The 18,060-nt window shown below is 69.3% G+C and carries 10 protein-coding genes; 6 read left to right on the top strand and 4 right to left on the bottom strand.

Features of this window, described 5'->3' with window-relative positions:
* Positions 1-17 precede the first annotated feature (17 nt).
* Positions 18-1,553, bottom strand: a complete 1,536-nt coding sequence (locus tag HYV93_00530) for a hypothetical protein (protein ID MBI2524447.1) — start codon at positions 1,551-1,553, stop codon at positions 18-20.
* Between the two features lie 1,088 nt (positions 1,554-2,641).
* Between HYV93_00530 and HYV93_00525 the strand changes: the two genes are divergently transcribed.
* Entirely contained in the window at positions 2,642-4,219 is a 1,578-nt protein-coding gene (locus HYV93_00525; GenBank protein MBI2524446.1) for a hypothetical protein, read from the top strand.
* Between the two features lie 53 nt (positions 4,220-4,272).
* Here the strand turns inward: HYV93_00525 and HYV93_00520 are convergent, their stop codons facing one another.
* On the bottom strand, positions 4,273-5,307 hold the full coding sequence (locus tag HYV93_00520; protein ID MBI2524445.1) for an IS630 family transposase: 1,035 nt from the start codon (positions 5,305-5,307) through the stop codon (positions 4,273-4,275).
* Between the two features lie 181 nt (positions 5,308-5,488).
* Between HYV93_00520 and HYV93_00515 the strand changes: the two genes are divergently transcribed.
* From HYV93_00515 to HYV93_00495, 5 genes are all read left to right on the top strand, one after another.
* Positions 5,489-8,815: a TM0106 family RecB-like putative nuclease gene (locus tag HYV93_00515; protein MBI2524444.1), complete on the top strand. Its 3,327-nt coding sequence runs from the start codon at positions 5,489-5,491 to the stop codon at positions 8,813-8,815.
* Between the two features lie 414 nt (positions 8,816-9,229).
* The gene (locus tag HYV93_00510) at positions 9,230-10,045 is read left to right on the top strand and encodes an ADP-ribosylglycohydrolase family protein (GenBank protein MBI2524443.1); all 816 of its coding nucleotides are present in this window, start codon (positions 9,230-9,232) and stop codon (positions 10,043-10,045) included.
* A gap of 204 nt (positions 10,046-10,249) precedes the next feature.
* The gene (locus HYV93_00505; GenBank protein ID MBI2524442.1) at positions 10,250-13,363 is read left to right on the top strand and encodes a DEAD/DEAH box helicase; all 3,114 of its coding nucleotides are present in this window, start codon (positions 10,250-10,252) and stop codon (positions 13,361-13,363) included.
* Between the two features lie 271 nt (positions 13,364-13,634).
* Entirely contained in the window at positions 13,635-14,897 is a 1,263-nt protein-coding gene (locus HYV93_00500) for a hypothetical protein (GenBank protein MBI2524441.1), read from the top strand.
* A 352-nt stretch (positions 14,898-15,249) separates the two neighbouring features.
* Positions 15,250-15,498, top strand: a complete 249-nt coding sequence (locus tag HYV93_00495; GenBank protein MBI2524440.1) for a hypothetical protein — start codon at positions 15,250-15,252, stop codon at positions 15,496-15,498.
* Positions 15,499-16,248: 750 nt separating this feature from the next.
* Here the strand turns inward: HYV93_00495 and HYV93_00490 are convergent.
* The gene (locus tag HYV93_00490) at positions 16,249-17,523 is read right to left on the bottom strand and encodes a hypothetical protein (GenBank protein MBI2524439.1); all 1,275 of its coding nucleotides are present in this window, start codon (positions 17,521-17,523) and stop codon (positions 16,249-16,251) included.
* The coding region (locus tag HYV93_00485; GenBank protein ID MBI2524438.1) for a hypothetical protein at positions 17,520-18,060 on the bottom strand (541 nt) is incomplete at its 5' end. The genes HYV93_00490 and HYV93_00485, both read right to left, overlap by 4 nt.

Below are 18,060 nucleotides of genomic sequence, written 5' to 3'. Positions count from 1 at the left end.
AGCGGGAGCGCGCCGGGTCAGGCGCTGACGGCCCCCCGCCGCGCCCGGTAGGCCGACCAGATCCGCCGCCACTCCGGGGCCGACACCGGGATGCTCGGGATGCGCTGCACCCGGTACAGGCAGGCGCCCAGCCGAGGCAGGAAGCGCCGGCTCGCGTGCTCAACCTCGGCGAGCAGGACCTGCGCCGGCTGGCCGAGCGGCACCGCCTCGAGCACCTGCTTGCGGAGATGGTAGTGGGACCAGGCGACGCCAGCCTGGTCATGGGAGAGGGCGAGGGCGTAGAGCCGCTTGCCCAGCGCCGCCAGCTCCTCGATCGACGGGCAGCCGTCGATGGCGCCGACGATGCCCCGGAACCGGCCCCCCTGGCGGGCCTCCCACGTGTCCCGCGTGCCGCACTCGGGGCAGATCGGCAGCTCGGCGGCCTCGTCGTCGGCCTCGAAAACTGCACGGCAGACTGGGCAGGTGGCCCGCTCGGACTGCACAGTTCCCAGGGCATGCCACGCCAGCTGCGCACTCGCCCCCTCCGACTGCCCAGCCCGCTGTGCAACCTGTCCGTCTGTTGACACGAGGACTGCCCTGTCGGCGAGGCAGTCGGCGTGATCGAGCGCGTCCTCGTCGGGAACGGCCTCGGCGAGCGCCAGCCGGGCCACCAACTGGGCGAGGTCCTCGATGATCACGGCCGCGCTGCGCTGCCGGGCCTCGGCCTCGTAGTGGGCGACGACGGCGGGGCCGGCATCCAGCGCCAGGAAGAGCTCGGCAAGCCCCGCCCCCTCCCGGGCCGTGCACCGGAAGCGGGCCATCAGCCGCCGGGTGGCGAGGAAGGCCGGGGTGTCGGAGAGGGCCTCGTGGGCCACGACCACCGTGTCGCCAGCCAGAACGCCCCGCTCGAACCAGAGCCGGTCGCCCTGGCTCAGTGATGAGATGTGCTCGAGGAGCGCGTGGGTCGGCTCCCCCTCGGGCACCTGGAAGACCCGGGCCAGCCAGGGCCTGCGCGCCGGCTGCGCCGCATCGGGCTCACGCGACTCCGGCGCCGGCACCCAGCGGAAGGCCGCGACGGGACCGATCGAGCACGGCGCCCACGCGCCGCCGGAGAAGGCCGGCAGCGCCGCCCCGCCGCCGGCGAGGACCACCGCCGCCGGCTTCCCCGACCGGATGGCTTCCCGCAGCGTGAACACCGACCCCCGCGACGGCCCCCAGAGGAAGGCGACCACGCCCGCCGAGGCCCGCGCCAGCCTGCGCGAGCGGCCGAGCAACGCCGTGCGCCCCACCCCGGACCCCGGCACCACCCGGCCCCCGCGCCCAGCGAAGGTGCCCAGCGCCCCGTCGGGCGCACCGCCGAGCGAACCCGGCAGGAACACCACCGAGCGCGCGCACGCGGTCGGCCCCGCGCCAAGCACCGCCTGGAGAGCGAAGGCATCCGCGCCCCGGGCGCCCCCCGAGCCGATGCCCCACCCGCGCCTGAGAAAGAACCCGACGACCTCGGCCACCTGCGATGCGACCTGCTCCGGCAACACCCGCGCCCCCACCACCGCCACGAACCCATGCGCTGCCATGACGACACCCCCTGAGGAAGTTGGATCGCTGTTCGGGAACGGGCTGACTGCCCGCCCCGCAGCTGACCAACACACACCGCCCCAGGGAGGAGGCGGCCTCACCTCAATGCGAGGGCGCTCGCGCGATCAGCGAAGCCGCGCGCGTGAGAGACACGCACTGACCAGCAAGAGGCCGGAGCGGGAGATGGATCAGACAGGCCGGCTCCTCCCGGTTCCGCCCCGGTCACCCGCAGGGCCGGAACGAAGTGGAGGACCCCGGAGGGCGAAGCCCGGAGGGGTTGACGGGGGCGGAAGGGGCGGTACGCTGAGAAATGCTGCGGACGGGCGGAACCACTTGACTGCACGCGGGCTCGTGGGCCCGTCTGCGCGCGCGTGGTGACAGCGGCTCCGCGGGGGGGACCGCGGCCGAGCCGTGCGTGGGAGCGAGCGCGCTGGGAGCTACCGGAGAGCGTGCACGGCGATGGCCGCGCCGGCGACCGTCAGCGTCACCTCACGCGCGTACCCGACCTCGCGCGTGACCGTGGCCGAGGCGTGCTGGTTCATCCTGCACGCCGAAGGCCGCGGCGACCAGCGTAGAGGCTCCGCCGGCGCAGGAGTCCGACGCGTGCGGTCACGCCGTGCAGCCTCATGAGGCCCCCGGCCGCCGCAACGACCTCTCACACCTCTTCGCCGACTCCCTCCGCACGCAAGAGGAGGCGAGCGCACCGGACTCCACCGGGGCGCGTGCACGCTAACGGCCGCGTCGCAGAGCACCGAGTTCGCGCGGCCGCCAAAGCTCCGCTTCCCATCTCGCATCGCGCTCGCTACTATGCCTCCAGGCGGGGCATCTGGTGACTAACCCACGTGTGGTTCTCCGAGCCGGGAGACGATCGCGGCAGCCCTTCGGCGCTCGATGGGCGATTGTCACGGCCAGCGGAATCCTCGCGCCCGCTAGCGCCGTGGCACCTGGGCCACCGCGCGTCCGGTCCTATGCCGACGTCGTTCGAGCATTCTGGAAGGTCGCCCTGTCGTCGAAGGAAATCCTCGGTGAGGCCCCCGACCCCAACAAGCTGCCGCTCACGCTTTCGTCCGTACCACTTCGACAGTCAATGGCCGTACTGTCGCGGGTCGCTCTCAATCTTGCTGACTGTCCCGATGCCAACGCCCTTGAGCTTCAACGCACGACAGCCCCTGCGTTCTTCGACCTTGAGACCCGCCAGCGCGTTGATAAGTGGATCCAGGACCACCCAGAAGACCCCGACGTGTATCTCTTTAGCCAGCAGCAACTCCTCCACGCGATGACTCTAAGCCTTCTCTCGTCAAGGCTCCGAGCCCCCTCCGCTCTCCGCGAGCCCCCGTTTACTCAGTTCGGTCGCGCTCTCTTGCACATTACCGGCCTGCTCGATCCACTCGCAGCCGACCCGACAACCTTGCAGGGCCGTTCGCCCGCGGAGCAAAGTCGCGCCTTCGTCCCGTTCATCCTCCGGAACGGCATCTTCTACGATCATGAGGAATACCGCTACGTGATCCCTCGCTACCTCGAACTCTTGTGGCACCTGCCAGAGCAGCTCGCGGGTTCACCACAGTTCGTCGATATCCGACGTGTCTTTAAGACCAGCACAGGCCTCCGTCTCGACACCTATCTACGCTTCGGCGCCGCGCTACTCGCCAGCGTCCACATGATAGCCGCAGACCGCCAGGGCCCCTCGCTTCTGAACCTCCGCACCCTGCGCCCCCCCACACACCTTCGGCGGTCGTGGCGCCGGTTCATGACCACTCTGATGACCTGCGTATCGCGCTACCGGCGCCTGCACCGTGCCTTGCAGTCACGATCCTCGCTCCGCCACTACAACTTCCTTGCCGCTGAGAGATACCCTCTCGTTAGGATCGGAAAGCGCACTGCAGCCTGCCTCAGCCTTCAACTGCTCGAGAGAAAATTCGGGCCCGGCCTAGTGCACGCTATCGGCGACGGCCTCTGCAGCCCCGAGAGCAAACGCTTCAGGGACTTCCTGGGCCAGCTATTCGAGAAATACGTCACTGACCTCCTATCCCGAGCGTTTCCCGGTCTTTTTGTCCATTCGATTCGCTACGGCAACAACCTGGAGGCCGGCGACGGGTGGCTCCCCTATCCCCCGAGCGCTGTCTTGTTCGAGGTCAAGTCCAGCTATCTGCTCCTTGATACGCGGCTCAGCGGGGACCTTGCTGGATTCGACCAGTACTTCACTAGCACTATCCTCAAGGCCGCGTCGCAACTGGACCGAGCCATCAATGATTTCCGGGCCGGGCGCTTTGCCGTAGGAGGTCTCTGCGTTGACGCCATTCAACGTGTATATCCCGTCCTAGTCACGCTCCATTACTTGCCCATGGAGAAGTTCGTCGGCGACCTTATAGAGCAGGAACTTCGCGCTCGGAATCTGCTCCAGCAGCCTGACGTGCATCCCCTGACTATCCTCCCGGTCAAGGATCTCGAGAAGGTCGAAGCGCTCGGGGGCGGTCTCCTCGAACTCGTCCGGGATCGCCTCAACGACGACGCCTGGAGCCATGCCCCCTTCAGCAACTTCATCTTTCACCGCCATGCCGGGCAGCCGGGCGGCTTCCCAAACAATGGATTCCTCGTGGGAAGGTACCACGAGCTACTGGCGGGAGCCGCCCGCCAGCTCTTCAACGTCGATCTCAGACGATCCTGATCTCCCGGCCTGCGCTCGAGAGTGGTTATTGAACCGGCAGCTTTGTAGTTGACCTACGCCGCGTACTGGATGGCCGGATGCTTGAAGTAGGCGCGGACGCGGGCAGGCAACCGCTGAATGCGCCTGAGCTGCGACAGCGTCTGCCGCTTGAGGTCGGCCGCGTCCCGCGGCGGGATGCCGGTGTGCACGCCCCGCTTGAGATCGCCGTTGAGGTACTCGTCGGGATTGAGTTCCGGCGAATAGGGGGGCAGGAAGAACAGTTGGATCTGCGCCGCGTGGCGCGCCACCCACGCCATGACCGTCCGCGCCTTGTGGACTCGGAGGTTGTCCAGGATCAGAAAGATCCGGCGGCGCTGGCCCCGCGTCAGCCGTTGCAGGAAGCGCAGGAGAATGGCGGGGCGCAAGGCTCCCGCGTAGATCATGAATCGTACGGTGCCCTGATTGGTGATCGCGGAGATCACCGACAGGCTGGTCCGGCGGACCCGGATCCGCAGCACCGGGGTCTGCCCCCGCGGCGCGTAGCCGCGATGCCGCGACTCGTCGCTGCGCAGCCCTGTCTCGTCGCCCCAACAGATCTCCGCCCCCTCGGCCCGTGCCTGGCGCGCGATCTTCGGATACTCCACGCGCAGCCAGCGCCGGACGGCCGCATCGTCCCGCTCGTACGCGCGACGGGTCGGCCGTTGCGGGGTCATCCCCCAGCGCTCGAGATAGAGGCCGACCGTCCGAATCGGCATCCGCACCGCGAACCGCACCCGGAACAGCTCCTGCACGGCGCGCCGCGTCCACAGCGCAAACGGCAGCCGGAGCTGATCGGGGCAGCCCCCACAAATCAAGCGCAACGCGCGGGCTTCCTGCTTCGCCGTCAGATGCCGCCCCGTCCCCTTTGGCCGGCCCCCGCGCGCGACCACCCCGGCCAGCTCCGGCCGTTCCTCGAGCTTCCCCGCCAACGTCACGCAGTACGACCGCGCATACCCCGTGATCTGGCTGATCTCGGGGAACGTCTTGCCGTCGCGCCGCAAGGTCAGCACTTGCGTGCGCAGCTCGGCCCGGGCTTCCGAACTGGCGCGCCGCCGATCGGGGAGTTTCACATGACGAGGATCGCATGACTCGCTCGAATAGTCAATTAGTATTATGCCGAGTCAATAATGGACATCTACCGGCAGGCCAGGCGCCAGCGCTCAGGCTGCGGCCGGAGCCATGACTTGGCGAGCACCGCAACCCACCAAGCGAGGTGACGGGCATGAACGAGAGAGCCGAGATAGTCGACTGATGCAGGCTAGCGCCGGTCACATCCTCTTCTCCCCGACCGACCTGACGCATTTCGTCGCGTGCGATCACCTGACCCAGCTGGACCTGGCGGCCGCGCGTGGGGAGCTCGGACGGCCACGCTTCGACAACCCGTACGGCGAGCTCATCCAGCGCAAGGGTGAGGAGCACGAGCGGCGCTTTCTCGAGGCGCTGCGCACGGCCGGCTCGGAGGTGGTCGAAGTCGGTCTGGGCGAAGCGCGCAACTTCGAGGCGGCCGCCGAGACGACACTTCGGGCGATGCAGGAGGTGGCGCCGTACATCTATCAGGCCGTGCTGTTCTCGCACGGGTGGCGCGGCGTTGCGGACTTCCTCGAGCGCATCGATCGCCCCTCGACGCTGGGAGCGTGGAGCTACCGGGTGCTCGACACGAAGCTGGCTCGGCACCCTCGACCCGAGCACGCGCTACAGCTCTGCTTCTACAGCGAGGCGGTCGCGGGGCTCCAGGGGATCGAGCCCGAGCTCGCCTACGTCGTGCTTGGAACCGCGGAAGGCGTCGCGATCAGGCTCGCGAACGTCTCGGCCTACTTCCGCCGGGCGCGGCGCCGGCTGGAAGCGGCGGTGGCCCGCCGGCCGGCGACGGTACCGTATCCGTGCAAGCACTGCTCGCTCTGCGAGTTCCAGTCCGTCTGCGAGGAGCGCTGGAAGCGCGAGGATCACCTCGTCCGGGTGGCCGGCATCAGGCGCGACCAGGTCGGACGGCTGCTCGGCGCCGTGATCCGCTCCCTCACGGCACTCGCTGAGGCCCCCCCTGCAACGCGGATCCCGAAGATCCCGCCCCCAACCTTCGAGGGACTGCGAGAACAGGCCTCCCTCCAACTCCGCAGTCAACGATCCGGCACGATCGAGTGGCGAGAGCGGCCCTGCGAGAGCGGGCGCGGCTTTGCGGCCCTGCCCCCGCGATCCCCCGGAGACATCTTCTTCGACTTCGAAGGCCACCCCTTCTTCGAGCCCGCGCGAGGCCTCGAGTTCCTGTTCGGCGTCCTGACCATCGACCGCGCGGAACCGCGGTACGAGGCCCTGTGGGCACACGACCGGGCGGGCGAGCGGCGCGCGCTCGAGGCCTTCGTGGATCTGGTCCACGCGCGGCTCGCGGCCCACCCCGATCTGCACGTCTACCACTTCGGCTCCTACGAGCCGAGCGCCATCAAGCGGCTCATGGGGGAGCACGCAACCCGCGAGCTGGAGGTGGACGAGCTGCTTCGGCGGCAGATCTTCGTCGATCTCCACACCGTCTTCCGCCAGGCACTCCGGGCCGGCGTGTCGAGCTACTCCCTCAAGGAGCTCGAAGTGCTGGGTGGCTTCCATCGGGCGGCGCCCGTCCGGTCGGGAACGGAGGCGATCCTCGAGTACGAGCGGTGGCGCGAGACGGGGGATGGCATGAGCCTCGCCAGGATCGCGGCCTACAACGAGGAGGACTGCCGGGCGACGCGGGCCCTCCTCGAGTGGCTCCATCGGGTGCGACCCGACAGCCTGCCGTGGCCGACGCCGCCCGAGCCACGCCCTCCCTCTGAAGAAGTCGCCGAGGCCCTGGAGGGGCGCCGTCGGCTTCGCGAGCAGCTCCTCGCCGGGGCCGAGCCGCGTTCCGCCCGCTGGCTTGCGGCTGAGCTTCTGGAGTACCACCGACGGGAGGCGCGCCCGGCCTGGTGGTGGTATTTCGAGCGGTTGGGCATGACGCCAGACGAGCTGGTGGATGATTCGGAGTCGATCGGTGGGCTCGAGCCCGACCCGGGCCAGCCCCCCCGCGCGTCGAGTCGGTCACTGGTCCACACCCTCAGGTTCCCACCCCAGGACCACAAGCTCGCGCCTGGCCCGGCCCACGATCCGGCGACCGGACGTGGCGCCGGCGAGATCCTCGAGATCGACGACGCGACGGGAACGCTTCGACTCTCACGCGGCCCGAAGCTCGCTGGCACCGCGCTCCCCCGGGCCCTGATCCCCGGCGGGCCCTACGACGACCGGCAGCAGCGTGACGCGGTGATGCGCGTCGCGAAGTCCGTCCTGGCCGGCGACGGAGGGTACCAGGCGCTGCGAGCGATCCTCGGCCGGGAACGCCCGAACGTTCTCGGCCTCCCAGCAGGCGACCGCCTTCAGACGACGGATCTCGCCGCCATGAAGGGGCTCGCCTTCGGGCTCGCTGGCAGCCACCTCTTCGTGCAGGGACCGCCTGGAACGGGGAAGACGTGGACCGGCGCGCGCCTCGTCGTGCACCTGCTGGCCAACCGGCGGCGCGTGGGCATCAGCGCGCAGAGCCACAAGGCGATCCACAACCTGCTGGACGAAGTCGAACAGGTCGCGCTCGCCGAAGGCGTCTCCTTCCGGGGCCTCAAGAAATCGACTGGCGGGAACCCCGAGTCGGACTACCACGGAACATTCATCACGAGCGAGCCGGACATCTCGAAGGTGGTCCGGGCGACTGCTCGGATCCAGCTACTTGCCGGCACTGCCTGGCTCTTTGCCCGACAGGAGCTCGATGGGCAACTGGACGACCTCGTGATCGACGAGGCCGGGCAGGTCTCCCTCGCCGACACGCTGGCCCTCGGCACGTCGGCACGAAATCTGATCTTCCTGGGCGACCCGCTGCAACTCGCCCAAGTGTCGCAAGGGGTCCACCCGGACGGGAGCGGGGTCTCGGTCCTTGAACACCTCCTGGGGACCTGGCCGACCATCCCCGAGGATCGAGGTCTCTTCCTCGAGCGGAGCTTCCGGATGCACCCCGACGTGTGCGCCTTCATCTCGGAGATCGTCTACGCCGGCCGGCTCCGGTCGGACGAATCCGCCGCGCGACGGGGGACCGACTTCGGCACGGGCATCCGCTTTCTGCCGGTCGATCATGAGGGAAACCGCGCCGCCTCGGACGAGGAGGTCGCCCGGATCGCGGGCGAGATCGGCCGCATGGTCGGCGGCTCGTTCACAGACGCCGACGGGACGGTGCGGCCGCTTCGCCCGGCGGACTTCATGGTCGTGGCGCCCTACAACGCGCAGGTGCGGCGCCTCCGGGCGGGCCTCCCGGCCGGTGTGCGCGTGGGGACGGTGGACAAGTTCCAGGGGCAAGAGGCGCCTGTCGTCTTCTTCTCGATGGCCGCATCCAGCGGGGAGGACGTGCCCCGCAACCTGGCCTTCCTGTTCTCGCGCAACCGTCTGAACGTCGCGATCTCGCGCGCGCAGTGCCTCGCCATCCTCGTCTGCTCGCCCCGCCTCCTCGAGGCGCGCTGCCAGTCGATCGAGGAGATGGAGCTCGTCAACGCGCTGTGCCGGCTCGCCGAGTACGCGGAGCGTAGCCAACTCTAGCGCCCTCCGGCGGGCACCGGCCGGCCGCGGTCGCCCCGTCCGGGGTCCCCGTCCCCGTGACACAATCTCCCAGACTCGGACGCTGGCCGCCCCAGGACCCCCAGGAACCGATGCCACAGGAGCCGGAGCTGCTCCGCTGCTGGACCCAGCGGGACCGCGCGGCCAACGTGCGGCTGTTCCACCTGGAGGCCGTCCGGGCGGGGGGCAGGCACCCCGTCCTCCGTTCTCGTCGCGGCACCGACTCCCGATGGGCGACTCCCGGTGGCCCTGCTCGCGCGGCCGTTGACACCGTCCCGGCAACATGCTCTATAGTTGCCGAGGCCAGGCGCGGAGAGGCCCGATCGCTATCACCGTTCGCGAATTGTCCTCATCGTATCGTCCTCGCGTGCAGGACGTGACGGAGCCCGATCAACGGTGGGTGAGATCGAGGATCGTGTGGCAGGGCTGCTGCTCGGTCTGGCCGCGGGAGACCGGATCGGGGGACCCCTCCGCATGGCTCTCCGAGTCGCTGAGAGCCTCCGAGACCTCGGGACCTTCAATCCACAGGATATCGGCGCGCGCTATCTCACGTGGTGGCGCGAGGGCGCTTTCGACACGGGGACGACGGCCGCCCGGGTACTGGAGCTAGCGTCCTCCGGGGTGCTGATCGAGGACGCATCCCTCCAGGTCCACACGATGGTGGGCGGACTGACGGCAGGCTGTAACCCGGCCCATCGCAGCGCACCGCTTGCCATGCTGGCGGCCATCGAGGATTCGCAACTGAGCGACGCTGCAAAGGCCGAGGCATGCCTGACCCATCGGCACCCGCTCGCTGGAGATGCGGCCGCCGCCGCTGTCGTCCTATGTCGTGCGTTGATTCGCGGTGTGTTGTGGGAGGAAGCCCTCCACAGGGCGGCGGCCGGGCGGGTGGCAGAGATCCGCCGCGCGCTGGAAGAGCGGCGCGGTGAAGACTTGTCGCGAGAGGGATTCAGCCCGAACGTGCTGCGGGCGGCCGTGTTCTTCGTGGGGGCCTCGTCGTCGTTTTCGGGAGCGCTCGCGCGGGCGGTTGAATTCGCAGGGCCCTCCAACTACAGCCCGGTGCTGGTCGGTAGCCTCGGGGGGGCGCGATGGGGGCGCGTGGCCATCCACCCACGCGACCTCGCCCACCCCCCGGACGTGCTCGCACGCGTGCGGGCCGTGGCGGCTGACCTGGCGGCGACCTGGAGGGAGTCGGCCCCCGGTGGAGCGTGATGCCGAACGACGCCGTGTGGAAGACAGCGGTTTGGGCCGCCGCTGACTGCGGATGTCAGCCTGACCTGGGGCGAGAGATGGGCCTGGTGGGTCGCGCTCTGCCGCCCGTGGCAGGAAGACCCCGCGGGCCTCTCCACGTCGGACTCGCGGGATGGCGAGCCGCGACCCTCTCTGTCACAGCAGGGCTGTATCCGGGAGATCACCATGCGGCATGACGAGGCGTGGGTGGGGGTCGCCGTCCGGCTCAGGGACAACCCCGGCAGGCTCGGCATGACGACGGGCCGTGTGACCGGCGAGGGAGAGCGCCTGCGCGTGGAGGTGCGGTTCGGGCCCCACGACATCGTCTTCAAGCACGCGGCCGTGCTGGAACGAGAGAGTCCCACGCCGTTATCGCCCCTCGAGCGCCTCGAGCGCGGCGAGCTGGGCACCCCGATGGATCTCCGGCGCCTCCTGACCTTCCAGAAGGTCCGGGGCCAGCTCACCAACGTCCTCTACAGCATGGAGAGCAGCAACACCGACTTCTATCCCCACCAGTTCAAGCCCGTCCTTAAGTTCCTGGACTCCACCGACGGGCGCCTGCTGATCGCCGACGAGGTCGGGCTGGGGAAGACGATCGAGGCGATGTACATCTGGAAGGAACTCGAAGCCCGGGAGCAGGCCCAGCGGCTGCTCGTGGTGTGCCCGGCCATGCTCCAGGAGAAGTGGCGCGGCGACCTCCGCCAGCGCTTCAACATCCGCGCCGAGGTCCTCCACGCGCGGGACCTCAAGGAACGCCTGGATGATGCCGGGAGCGGGGGGAGCCGGGCCGCATTCGTGGCGATCACCAGCCTCGAGGGCCTGCGGCCCGACCCGAACTGGGAGGACGAGTCTAACCCCTCCGTGCGCGCGCAGATCGCCCGGCTCCTCGACCGGACGCCCGCCGCGGAAGACGCTGGGCTCCTCGACCTCGTCATCATCGACGAGGCTCATTATCTGCGCAATCCGAGCACGGCCAGTAACCGCCTCGCCCGCCTGCTGCGGGACGCCGCCCGGCACCTGGTGCTCCTCACGGCGACCCCGATCCAGCTCAACAACGACAACCTCTACCAGCTTCTGCGTCTCATCAGCCCCCAGGTCTTCTTCCTCGCCGATGTCTTCACGGCGCTCCTGGAGGCAAACAAGCCCCTCGTTGCCGCCCAGCGCCATCTGTGGGCGCTGCCGCCCGATATCGCCGCCGCCGGGGAGGCGCTGGGCCGGGCTCTCGCATCGCCGTACTTCGCCAGGGACGTCGCGCTGCACCACGTGCAGACGGCGCTCGGGGCACGGGCGGCGCTCGACGAGGACACGAGGGTGCGTCTCGGGCACAAGCTCGAGTCGGCATCCCTCCTGGGGCAGTACCTGACACGCACGAGAAAGCGCGACGTCATCATCCGCCGCGTCGAGCGCCGAGCCATCACGATCAAGGTGCAGCTCACCAACTTGGAGCGAGATCTCTACAAGCGCATCTCGCTCCACCTCCGCCAGCGCGCCCATGGCGCGCGGGGGGTGGCCCTGTTCGTCGAGATCGCCCGCCAGCGCCGGATGGCGAGCTGCATGGTGGCGGCGCTGCAGGCCTGGAGGGAGACCGGAGACCTCGAAGAGCTGCTCTGGGACGATCTCGGCGTGTCGGCCGAACTCGACGATACGGCGGACACCGTGCGCGGGGGAGAGAATCCAGACGACGCTGCGGCTGCCATCGCGGGCGGTGTCGACTACCTGGCGCTCGAGCGGATGGACAGCAAGTACGCACAGCTCTTCTCGTACCTCCGGGAGCTCCTGGCCCGCAACCCCGGCGAGAAGGTGGTGATCTTCGCCTTCTTCCGCGGGACCCTCGCCTACCTGAGGCGTCGCCTCGCCGACGACGGCATTCGCGTGGGACTGATCCAGGGGGGGATGGGTGACGAGAAGTGGGATGTCCTCGACGTGTTCAGGTCCCCCGACGGCCCGAGCGTCCTCCTCTCGTCGGAGGTGGGGAGCGAGGGCATCGACCTTCAGTTCGCCAGGTTCCTCGTGAACTACGACCTGCCGTGGAACCCGATGAAGGTCGAGCAGCGCATCGGCCGCATCGACCGGCTCGGGCAGGCGGCCGAGAGGATCTTCATCGTGAACCTGGTCCTGGAGGACACCGTCGAGGACCGCATCCTGGAGCGCCTCTACCATCGGATCGGGATCTTCCGCGAGAGCCTGGGCGACCTGGAGGACATCCTCGGCCGGACGACCGAGCAGCTCATGGTTGACGCGTTCCTGCGCGACCTGACGGACGATGAGATCCGCCAGCGGGAGGAACAGATCGCGCTGGCCCTCGCCCAGAATCGCCAGCAGCGCGAGCGCCTGGAGCACGAGGCGATCAACCTGATGGCGTTCTCCGACTACATCCTCGCCCAGATCTCCCGGACACGCAGCCAGGGCCGCTGGCTCCAGCCGACCGAGCTGCGGCGTTTCGTCGAGGACTTCCTGGTACAGCGCTACCCAGGCTCCGTCCTCCGTCCCCACGACACACGTGAGGCAGCCTTCATCCTCACGCTGTCCGACCCCGCACGGAATGACTTCCAGGCCTTCATGGCTCGTTACGACGGCCCGCGGGCAACGGAGCTACACCGCGCCGGGACGATCACGTGCTTCTTCGACCCCAAGCAGGCTGGCGTCATGGGCCGCCGACTCGAGCTCCTCGATCAGACGCATCCGGCGATCCGGTGGATCGCGAGCCATTACGAGGCTGAGCCCGAGACATTCTTCCCGGTCACCGCCTCCCGTATTCCGGCCAGCGCCGCCGACGTGCCACCCGGACAGTATGGCTACTGCGCTCAGCTTCGCGAGTTCGTCGGCCTCCGCCGGGAAAGCACCATCGCCTTCAAGGTCGCGTCGGTCGTCGACAACCGTCTCGTGGGCGATGAGGCCTCGGAGCGCCTGGTGGTCGCCGCTGCCCACCAGGGACACGAGCTTCCCAACGCCGCGAACCGCCTCGACATCGCGCGAGTGACCGCAACCGCCCGACGGTGCGTCGAGGCCCTCCTGACCTCGTGCGACCAGGCCCTCGAGGAATTCAGGGCCGAGAACGAGCAGCGCTGCAACGTCCATGAAGAGAGCGCTCGCCAGTTTCACGAACGCCGGGTGACGGAGCTGCGAGAGCGGATCGAGCGATTCCGGCACGAGGGCAAGGCGTCCATGATTCCACCGACCGAGGGCCTCATCCGCATGCACGACGACGAGCTGGAGCTCAAGCTCCGGCGAATCGCCGAGCAGCGGACGGTCGATGAGACGATGCAGTTCCTGGCGGTCGGAGTGATCGATGTCTCCTGAGTCGCACGAGGGCGGATCCTGGTGGGCGCGCCTGCTTGGGCTCTTCGGGATCGGCCGGAGATCCACGCCGGCTCCGCGCGCGCCGCAGTCGCCCGAAGGCGCCGCAGCGCCCTCGGAACCGTCTCCGCCCCCAGTGAGTGTCACGCCAGCTCGCGCGGGATCGGTACGGGTCCTTCGAACGCAGACGGCGCCTCTCCACCTGGGGATCGACTTCGGCACGCGGTATACGAAGGTGTGCTTCCGCGACCTCGGGAGCGACAAGTCTGAGGTGGTGACGTTCGCGAGGGGGACGCCCCGCCTGGAAGACGCTCTGCTGGGATCCCACATCGAGTTGCGCGACGACCTGGTGCTTGCCGGTCTCAGCGAGGCCGAATGGCGACGCCGCGCGCCGCTGCCGGGGTCGGTCACCCTCGATTTCGTGAAGATGCGGCTGGCGCGGCTCGACATCCCGATGGGCACCGGCGCGTGGGTGCCCGCGCTGGTCGATGGTTGTGACTCGCCCGAGCGGGTCGAGGCGCTCGCTGCGTTCTTCCTCGCCCGGGTCATCGACCGCTCGTGTCGCTGGGTGACGGCGGAGCGGCAGGATCTCTTGAAGGAGCGGGCTCCCCTGTGGTCGTTCAGCATTGGTGTGCCGGTGAAGTACGCGAATTCCTTGGCCCTGGGGAGATTCAGGCGGGTTCTTGGCATTGCGGCCACATGGGCGCGCCGGGGCGTCCCCGAGTCGACGACGCTGGCCGGTGCGTGCTCCGCCGTCCGAGACCTGGAGCGGGTGCGATGGACCACCGACGTCTCCGTTCAGGCCGAGATCGCCGCTGCGGTCCGCTCCTTCATCACGTCGCCCAGGGCGCTGGAGGGCATCTACCTGTACTTCGACGTCGGGGCAGGGACACTCGACGGCGCCTCGTTCCGCTTCCACCGGCCTCCGGATAAGCCCTCCCAGGTCAACTTCTATTCCGGCGAGGTCGAGCACCTGGGTGTGGCAGCCGTGGCCGGGGTGGTGGCGGCGGCCACCTCGTTGGCCGTTGCCGAGGTCGAGCGGATCCTCGCCGAGCCGCACAGTCGGGACAACCTCTCCGGGCTCCTCGATGACGCCGAACGGCAGATCCAGAACCTGATCGTGAAGGTGATCATGTGCAGCAAGCGCGTGGATGGGAAGGAGTGGCGCAAGGGGCTCGACGACCTGGCTCAGGCGTACCATCGGAGGCGCCATGCGAATCCTGCGGGGCCCATCCCGCTCTTCGTCGGCGGCGGTGGAAGCGGCTCGTCATTCTTCCGGTCTGCGATCCTCTCGACCTACGATGAGCGTAGCCTCGGAAACGCTGGTGTCAGGCGCTACTCGCTCGAGGAGGTCCCCCTACCGGACGACCTCGACATGTCGGGGATGGCCAGCGAGCATTTCCGGCGCTTCGCGGTCGCCTATGGCCTGTCGATCCCACCAGAGGAGGGACCGGACGTCGACTTGCCGCCTCCTGAGTGCGAGCCACCGCGTCGTACGCCGGAACCGCCAGTGACGGACTACCAGGATCTGCCTTGACCTGCTCTCCGGAGGCCTGAGCGATGCCTGATCCCGTGCTGCCGACGCCGTCCCCCTCCCAGATCCGTGCGGAGTTCGAGGACATCGTTGTGCGCGACCTCCTCGGACCCGCCGGGGGGCCAGAGGAGGAGATCGACCAGAACTCGGTGCGGGAGATCGCTACCTCGTCGGCATGCTGGCCCCGCGTCGCCAGATGCTCGAGGCCGAGGAGTTCGATGAGCTCGCCGTCGGCGGTGAGGGCTCCCCGGAGGAGGGGACGACCGACATCGGGGCGCCCCAGGCAACGACAAGGAGGTGAGCCGTCTCCGGGAGGCCGTCGACCGTTGGGCGGGCTCAAGGAGGGCATGAGCGGTTGGCACAGACGGTAGACCCCGCCGTCGCGTCGGAGGCGGACTTCCAGGCAGCAACCGTCTCCGGGATCCGGCTCCGTCTCGAGGCGAGCGCCGCAGGCCCTCTCCGGTACGCCATCCTGGAGCCATTTGCCCTTGACGTCGGCGTGCTGGTGGCGCCCTCGCCTGGCACCCCCCTGAGGCTTATCGAGTTCAAGGCCTTCGCCGGTCATCGGGCGGGGGGTATCGGCTTCGGCGATCGGAACGGCTAAGGACCTCAAGTCGATCTCCTTCTGCTTCCCTCTCATCTCCTCGAGAGCCGGGACCCCCTTCTTCGATGGTGCTTCGCCGATCTGACCCAGCCCGCCGGGAAACCCAGGTTCACGATCCTGACCTCCACGGCGGCCAAGCGAGCCGCGATGGGAGGTGTTGTGCGCGGCAAGCAGAACAACTTCAGGATAGAGGACGTGTTCGAGCAACCCCTGACCTGGAATCAATTCCCGGCTGATCTCGAGGCTTTCCTCCTCCCGACGGGTGCAAGGGGGTCGTCGCGCGGTTAATGGGAGCGGGCCCCGGCCGGAGCCGTTTCCGCGGCAGCCAGAGGGCGATCGAGAGCTGGAGGCCTGGCGCTCTCCCTCGCCCGCCTGGGGCCGGCGGTCGACCGGAGGACGCCCGGGGGGCCCGCCGCCCGGCTCGCGCGGCACCGACAACGCAGAGAGGGCCTTTGCAGGCGGCCTTGGCCAGCGCCACGTAGCTCAATCTCCCACCCTCCGCGGCCGCGAAAGAAGCGAACAAAGCGAAAGAAGCCCCGGGTCCGGCCCGTGCCCGCTCGCTTTCTTCGCTTTGTTCGCTTTCTTCGCAGCCGGCATCAGCCGATGGCCTCCCATGCCTCCGCCGGCCGGCCGCCGGTTTCCCTCGTCGTCCGCGGGGCCGGGCAACCCAGGGGTTCCCACTCCACCCGCGGCCGCAGAACTGAGGGCCGTCAACCGCTCTGGTGTCTCTGGCACGCCCCAGAGGCCACCTCATCTTCCCCGCCCGAGGTAGGCGTCGATGACGTCGGCCCATCGGGTGCGCCGGGCGAAGTCGATCTCGCGGTAGTGGAAGGCCGGGTTCCGGAATGCCGGGAAGTGGATGGAGAGCCCGCGCGCGGGGTCCACCCGCGGTCCGGTATGCTCCTCGGCGAAGAGGGGGCTTCGCGCGGCTCTGCCCTCTATACGCCGGCGCACATCCTCGCACGCGTGACGGATCCTCCGGCGATCGGTGGCGCGCGCCAGCTCCGTGGCGAAGTGGTGGAGATCTACGTAGGCATCATCGAAGAAGCGCAGCGTGCGGTGCCAGGCCAGGCGGAGCACAGCGAGCATGCCAGCGCTGCGGAGCCCGGCGAGTAGCGCCAGCACGAGGGCCTCCACCGCTTCCACCAGGTCGTCGAGCTGGTCGAGATCGATGGCCGACTGGGTAGCATCCAGGCCGGTGCCCTCGTAGGACTCAATGTAGCGGCGGACGATGGTGGCGCCCAGCTCCCCGGAGCCCAGGGTCGGCTTCGCGGCGAGGTCTCCCAGGATCGCCGCGTAGGGCCAGCCGGCGCCGGGGTCGAGCTCCTCGGAGCCGACGAGCACGCGGGCGTGGTCCTTGATCTGGTAGGCGACCTCGATCATGGTCATCAGGCAGGCGTCCATGCCCACGAGATCCACCTTCCGGCCGAGGAGGCGGTGGGCGCGGGCCAGCACGCGGTTGAGCTCGAGCATGTCGAGGCAGTCGCCCGAGGTGTCGTCGTAGGCGATGCCGCGGGTGCTGGGGGCCGTCTCCCGGAGTCGCTCGCGCGTGGGGTGGAAGAAGGGCCGGCGGCGACGCCGATGCGGGGACGATGGGTCGCGCCGGGCCGAGCCCATCTCGGGCGGGGTGTACATGCCCGAGCCGTGGCTGGAGAGGATCAGCGCCGTACGCCGGGCAGGCAGGTTCCTGGCCCCGAAGGCGATGAAGTCCTCCAGCACCCGCGGGCCGCCGGTATTGGTCTCGCCGAGGTCGGCGATGAGCCGTGAGGCGCGCTTGCGCGGGTCGGTACCCTTCAGCACGTAGTAGCGCCGGGCGCCGTGCCAGTTCCCCTTGGACGCGTCCTGCCCGGGCGAGCGGTCCACCTGGGCAAGAATCTCGACCTGGCCCGGGTGCGACCCCACGCGCTCCATCTCGGCGAGGTCTCCGAGCAGCTCGCCCTCCAGGTTGTTGTCGCCGGCCATGTAGGCGAGGATCAGCCACTCGGTTTGCGGCGGGGGCGGGCCCGCGGCGACCCGGCAGGTCATGGCTCGCTCCACGGGCTGAGCGGCGGGCGGCGCGGGCCCTCGGGGCTCCCCTTGATCTGGCCCGCCGCCATCAGGATCAGCATCGCGATCTCCGGGTGGTAGATGTCCCTATGAGCGCCAAGGAGCCACTGGCTCTCGCGGACGACCTTCGAGGCATTCACGTTGATCACCGGCTGGCAGGGCAGCCCGGTGCGCTGGACCTCCAGCAGGTCGAACTGGGGCGCCAGCACGCCGCGGGCGCCCGCGAAGCCGAGCGCGCTGGCCGCCACCACCTCGCGGACGTGCCCCAGGCGCCCCGGGTTCGGGGCGCGATCGAGCTGGCCCGCGCCGGTGACGGCGGGGTAGATCGAGCCGAGGGCCCGGTCATGGGCCGAGTGGAGGACGACGATGGGCCCCGACACCCGGTGCTCGCTGAGAAGCGTCCGGTAATGGCCGGGGCGGTCCGTCCCCGGCACCTCCTCCGCGATGGCGAAGGCCGAGAAGGCCGCCAGCAGGAGGGTGAGGCTCCGGGGGGCGAGGCCCGCCAGCACCGCGGAG

Source organism: Candidatus Rokuibacteriota bacterium (assembly GCA_016188005.1).
Taxonomy (GTDB): domain Bacteria; phylum Methylomirabilota; class Methylomirabilia; order Rokubacteriales; family CSP1-6; genus UBA12499.
The sequence above is the reverse complement of the archived record's forward strand: the minus strand, read 5'-3'. Positions and strand labels throughout refer to the sequence as shown.

What these genes read in the sequence shown, in the direction of transcription:
- HYV93_00490 (MBI2524439.1), bottom strand. Translation starts at nt 17,523, where the DNA reads ATGACCTGCCGGGTCGCCGCGGGCCCGCCCCCGCCGCAAACCGAGTGG.
- HYV93_00530 (MBI2524447.1), bottom strand. Translation starts at nt 1,553, where the DNA reads ATGGCAGCGCATGGGTTCGTGGCGGTGGTGGGGGCGCGGGTGTTGCCG.
- HYV93_00525 (MBI2524446.1), top strand. Translation starts at nt 2,642, where the DNA reads ATGGCCGTACTGTCGCGGGTCGCTCTCAATCTTGCTGACTGTCCCGAT.
- HYV93_00515 (MBI2524444.1), top strand. Translation starts at nt 5,489, where the DNA reads ATGCAGGCTAGCGCCGGTCACATCCTCTTCTCCCCGACCGACCTGACG.
- HYV93_00505 (MBI2524442.1), top strand. Translation starts at nt 10,250, where the DNA reads ATGCGGCATGACGAGGCGTGGGTGGGGGTCGCCGTCCGGCTCAGGGAC.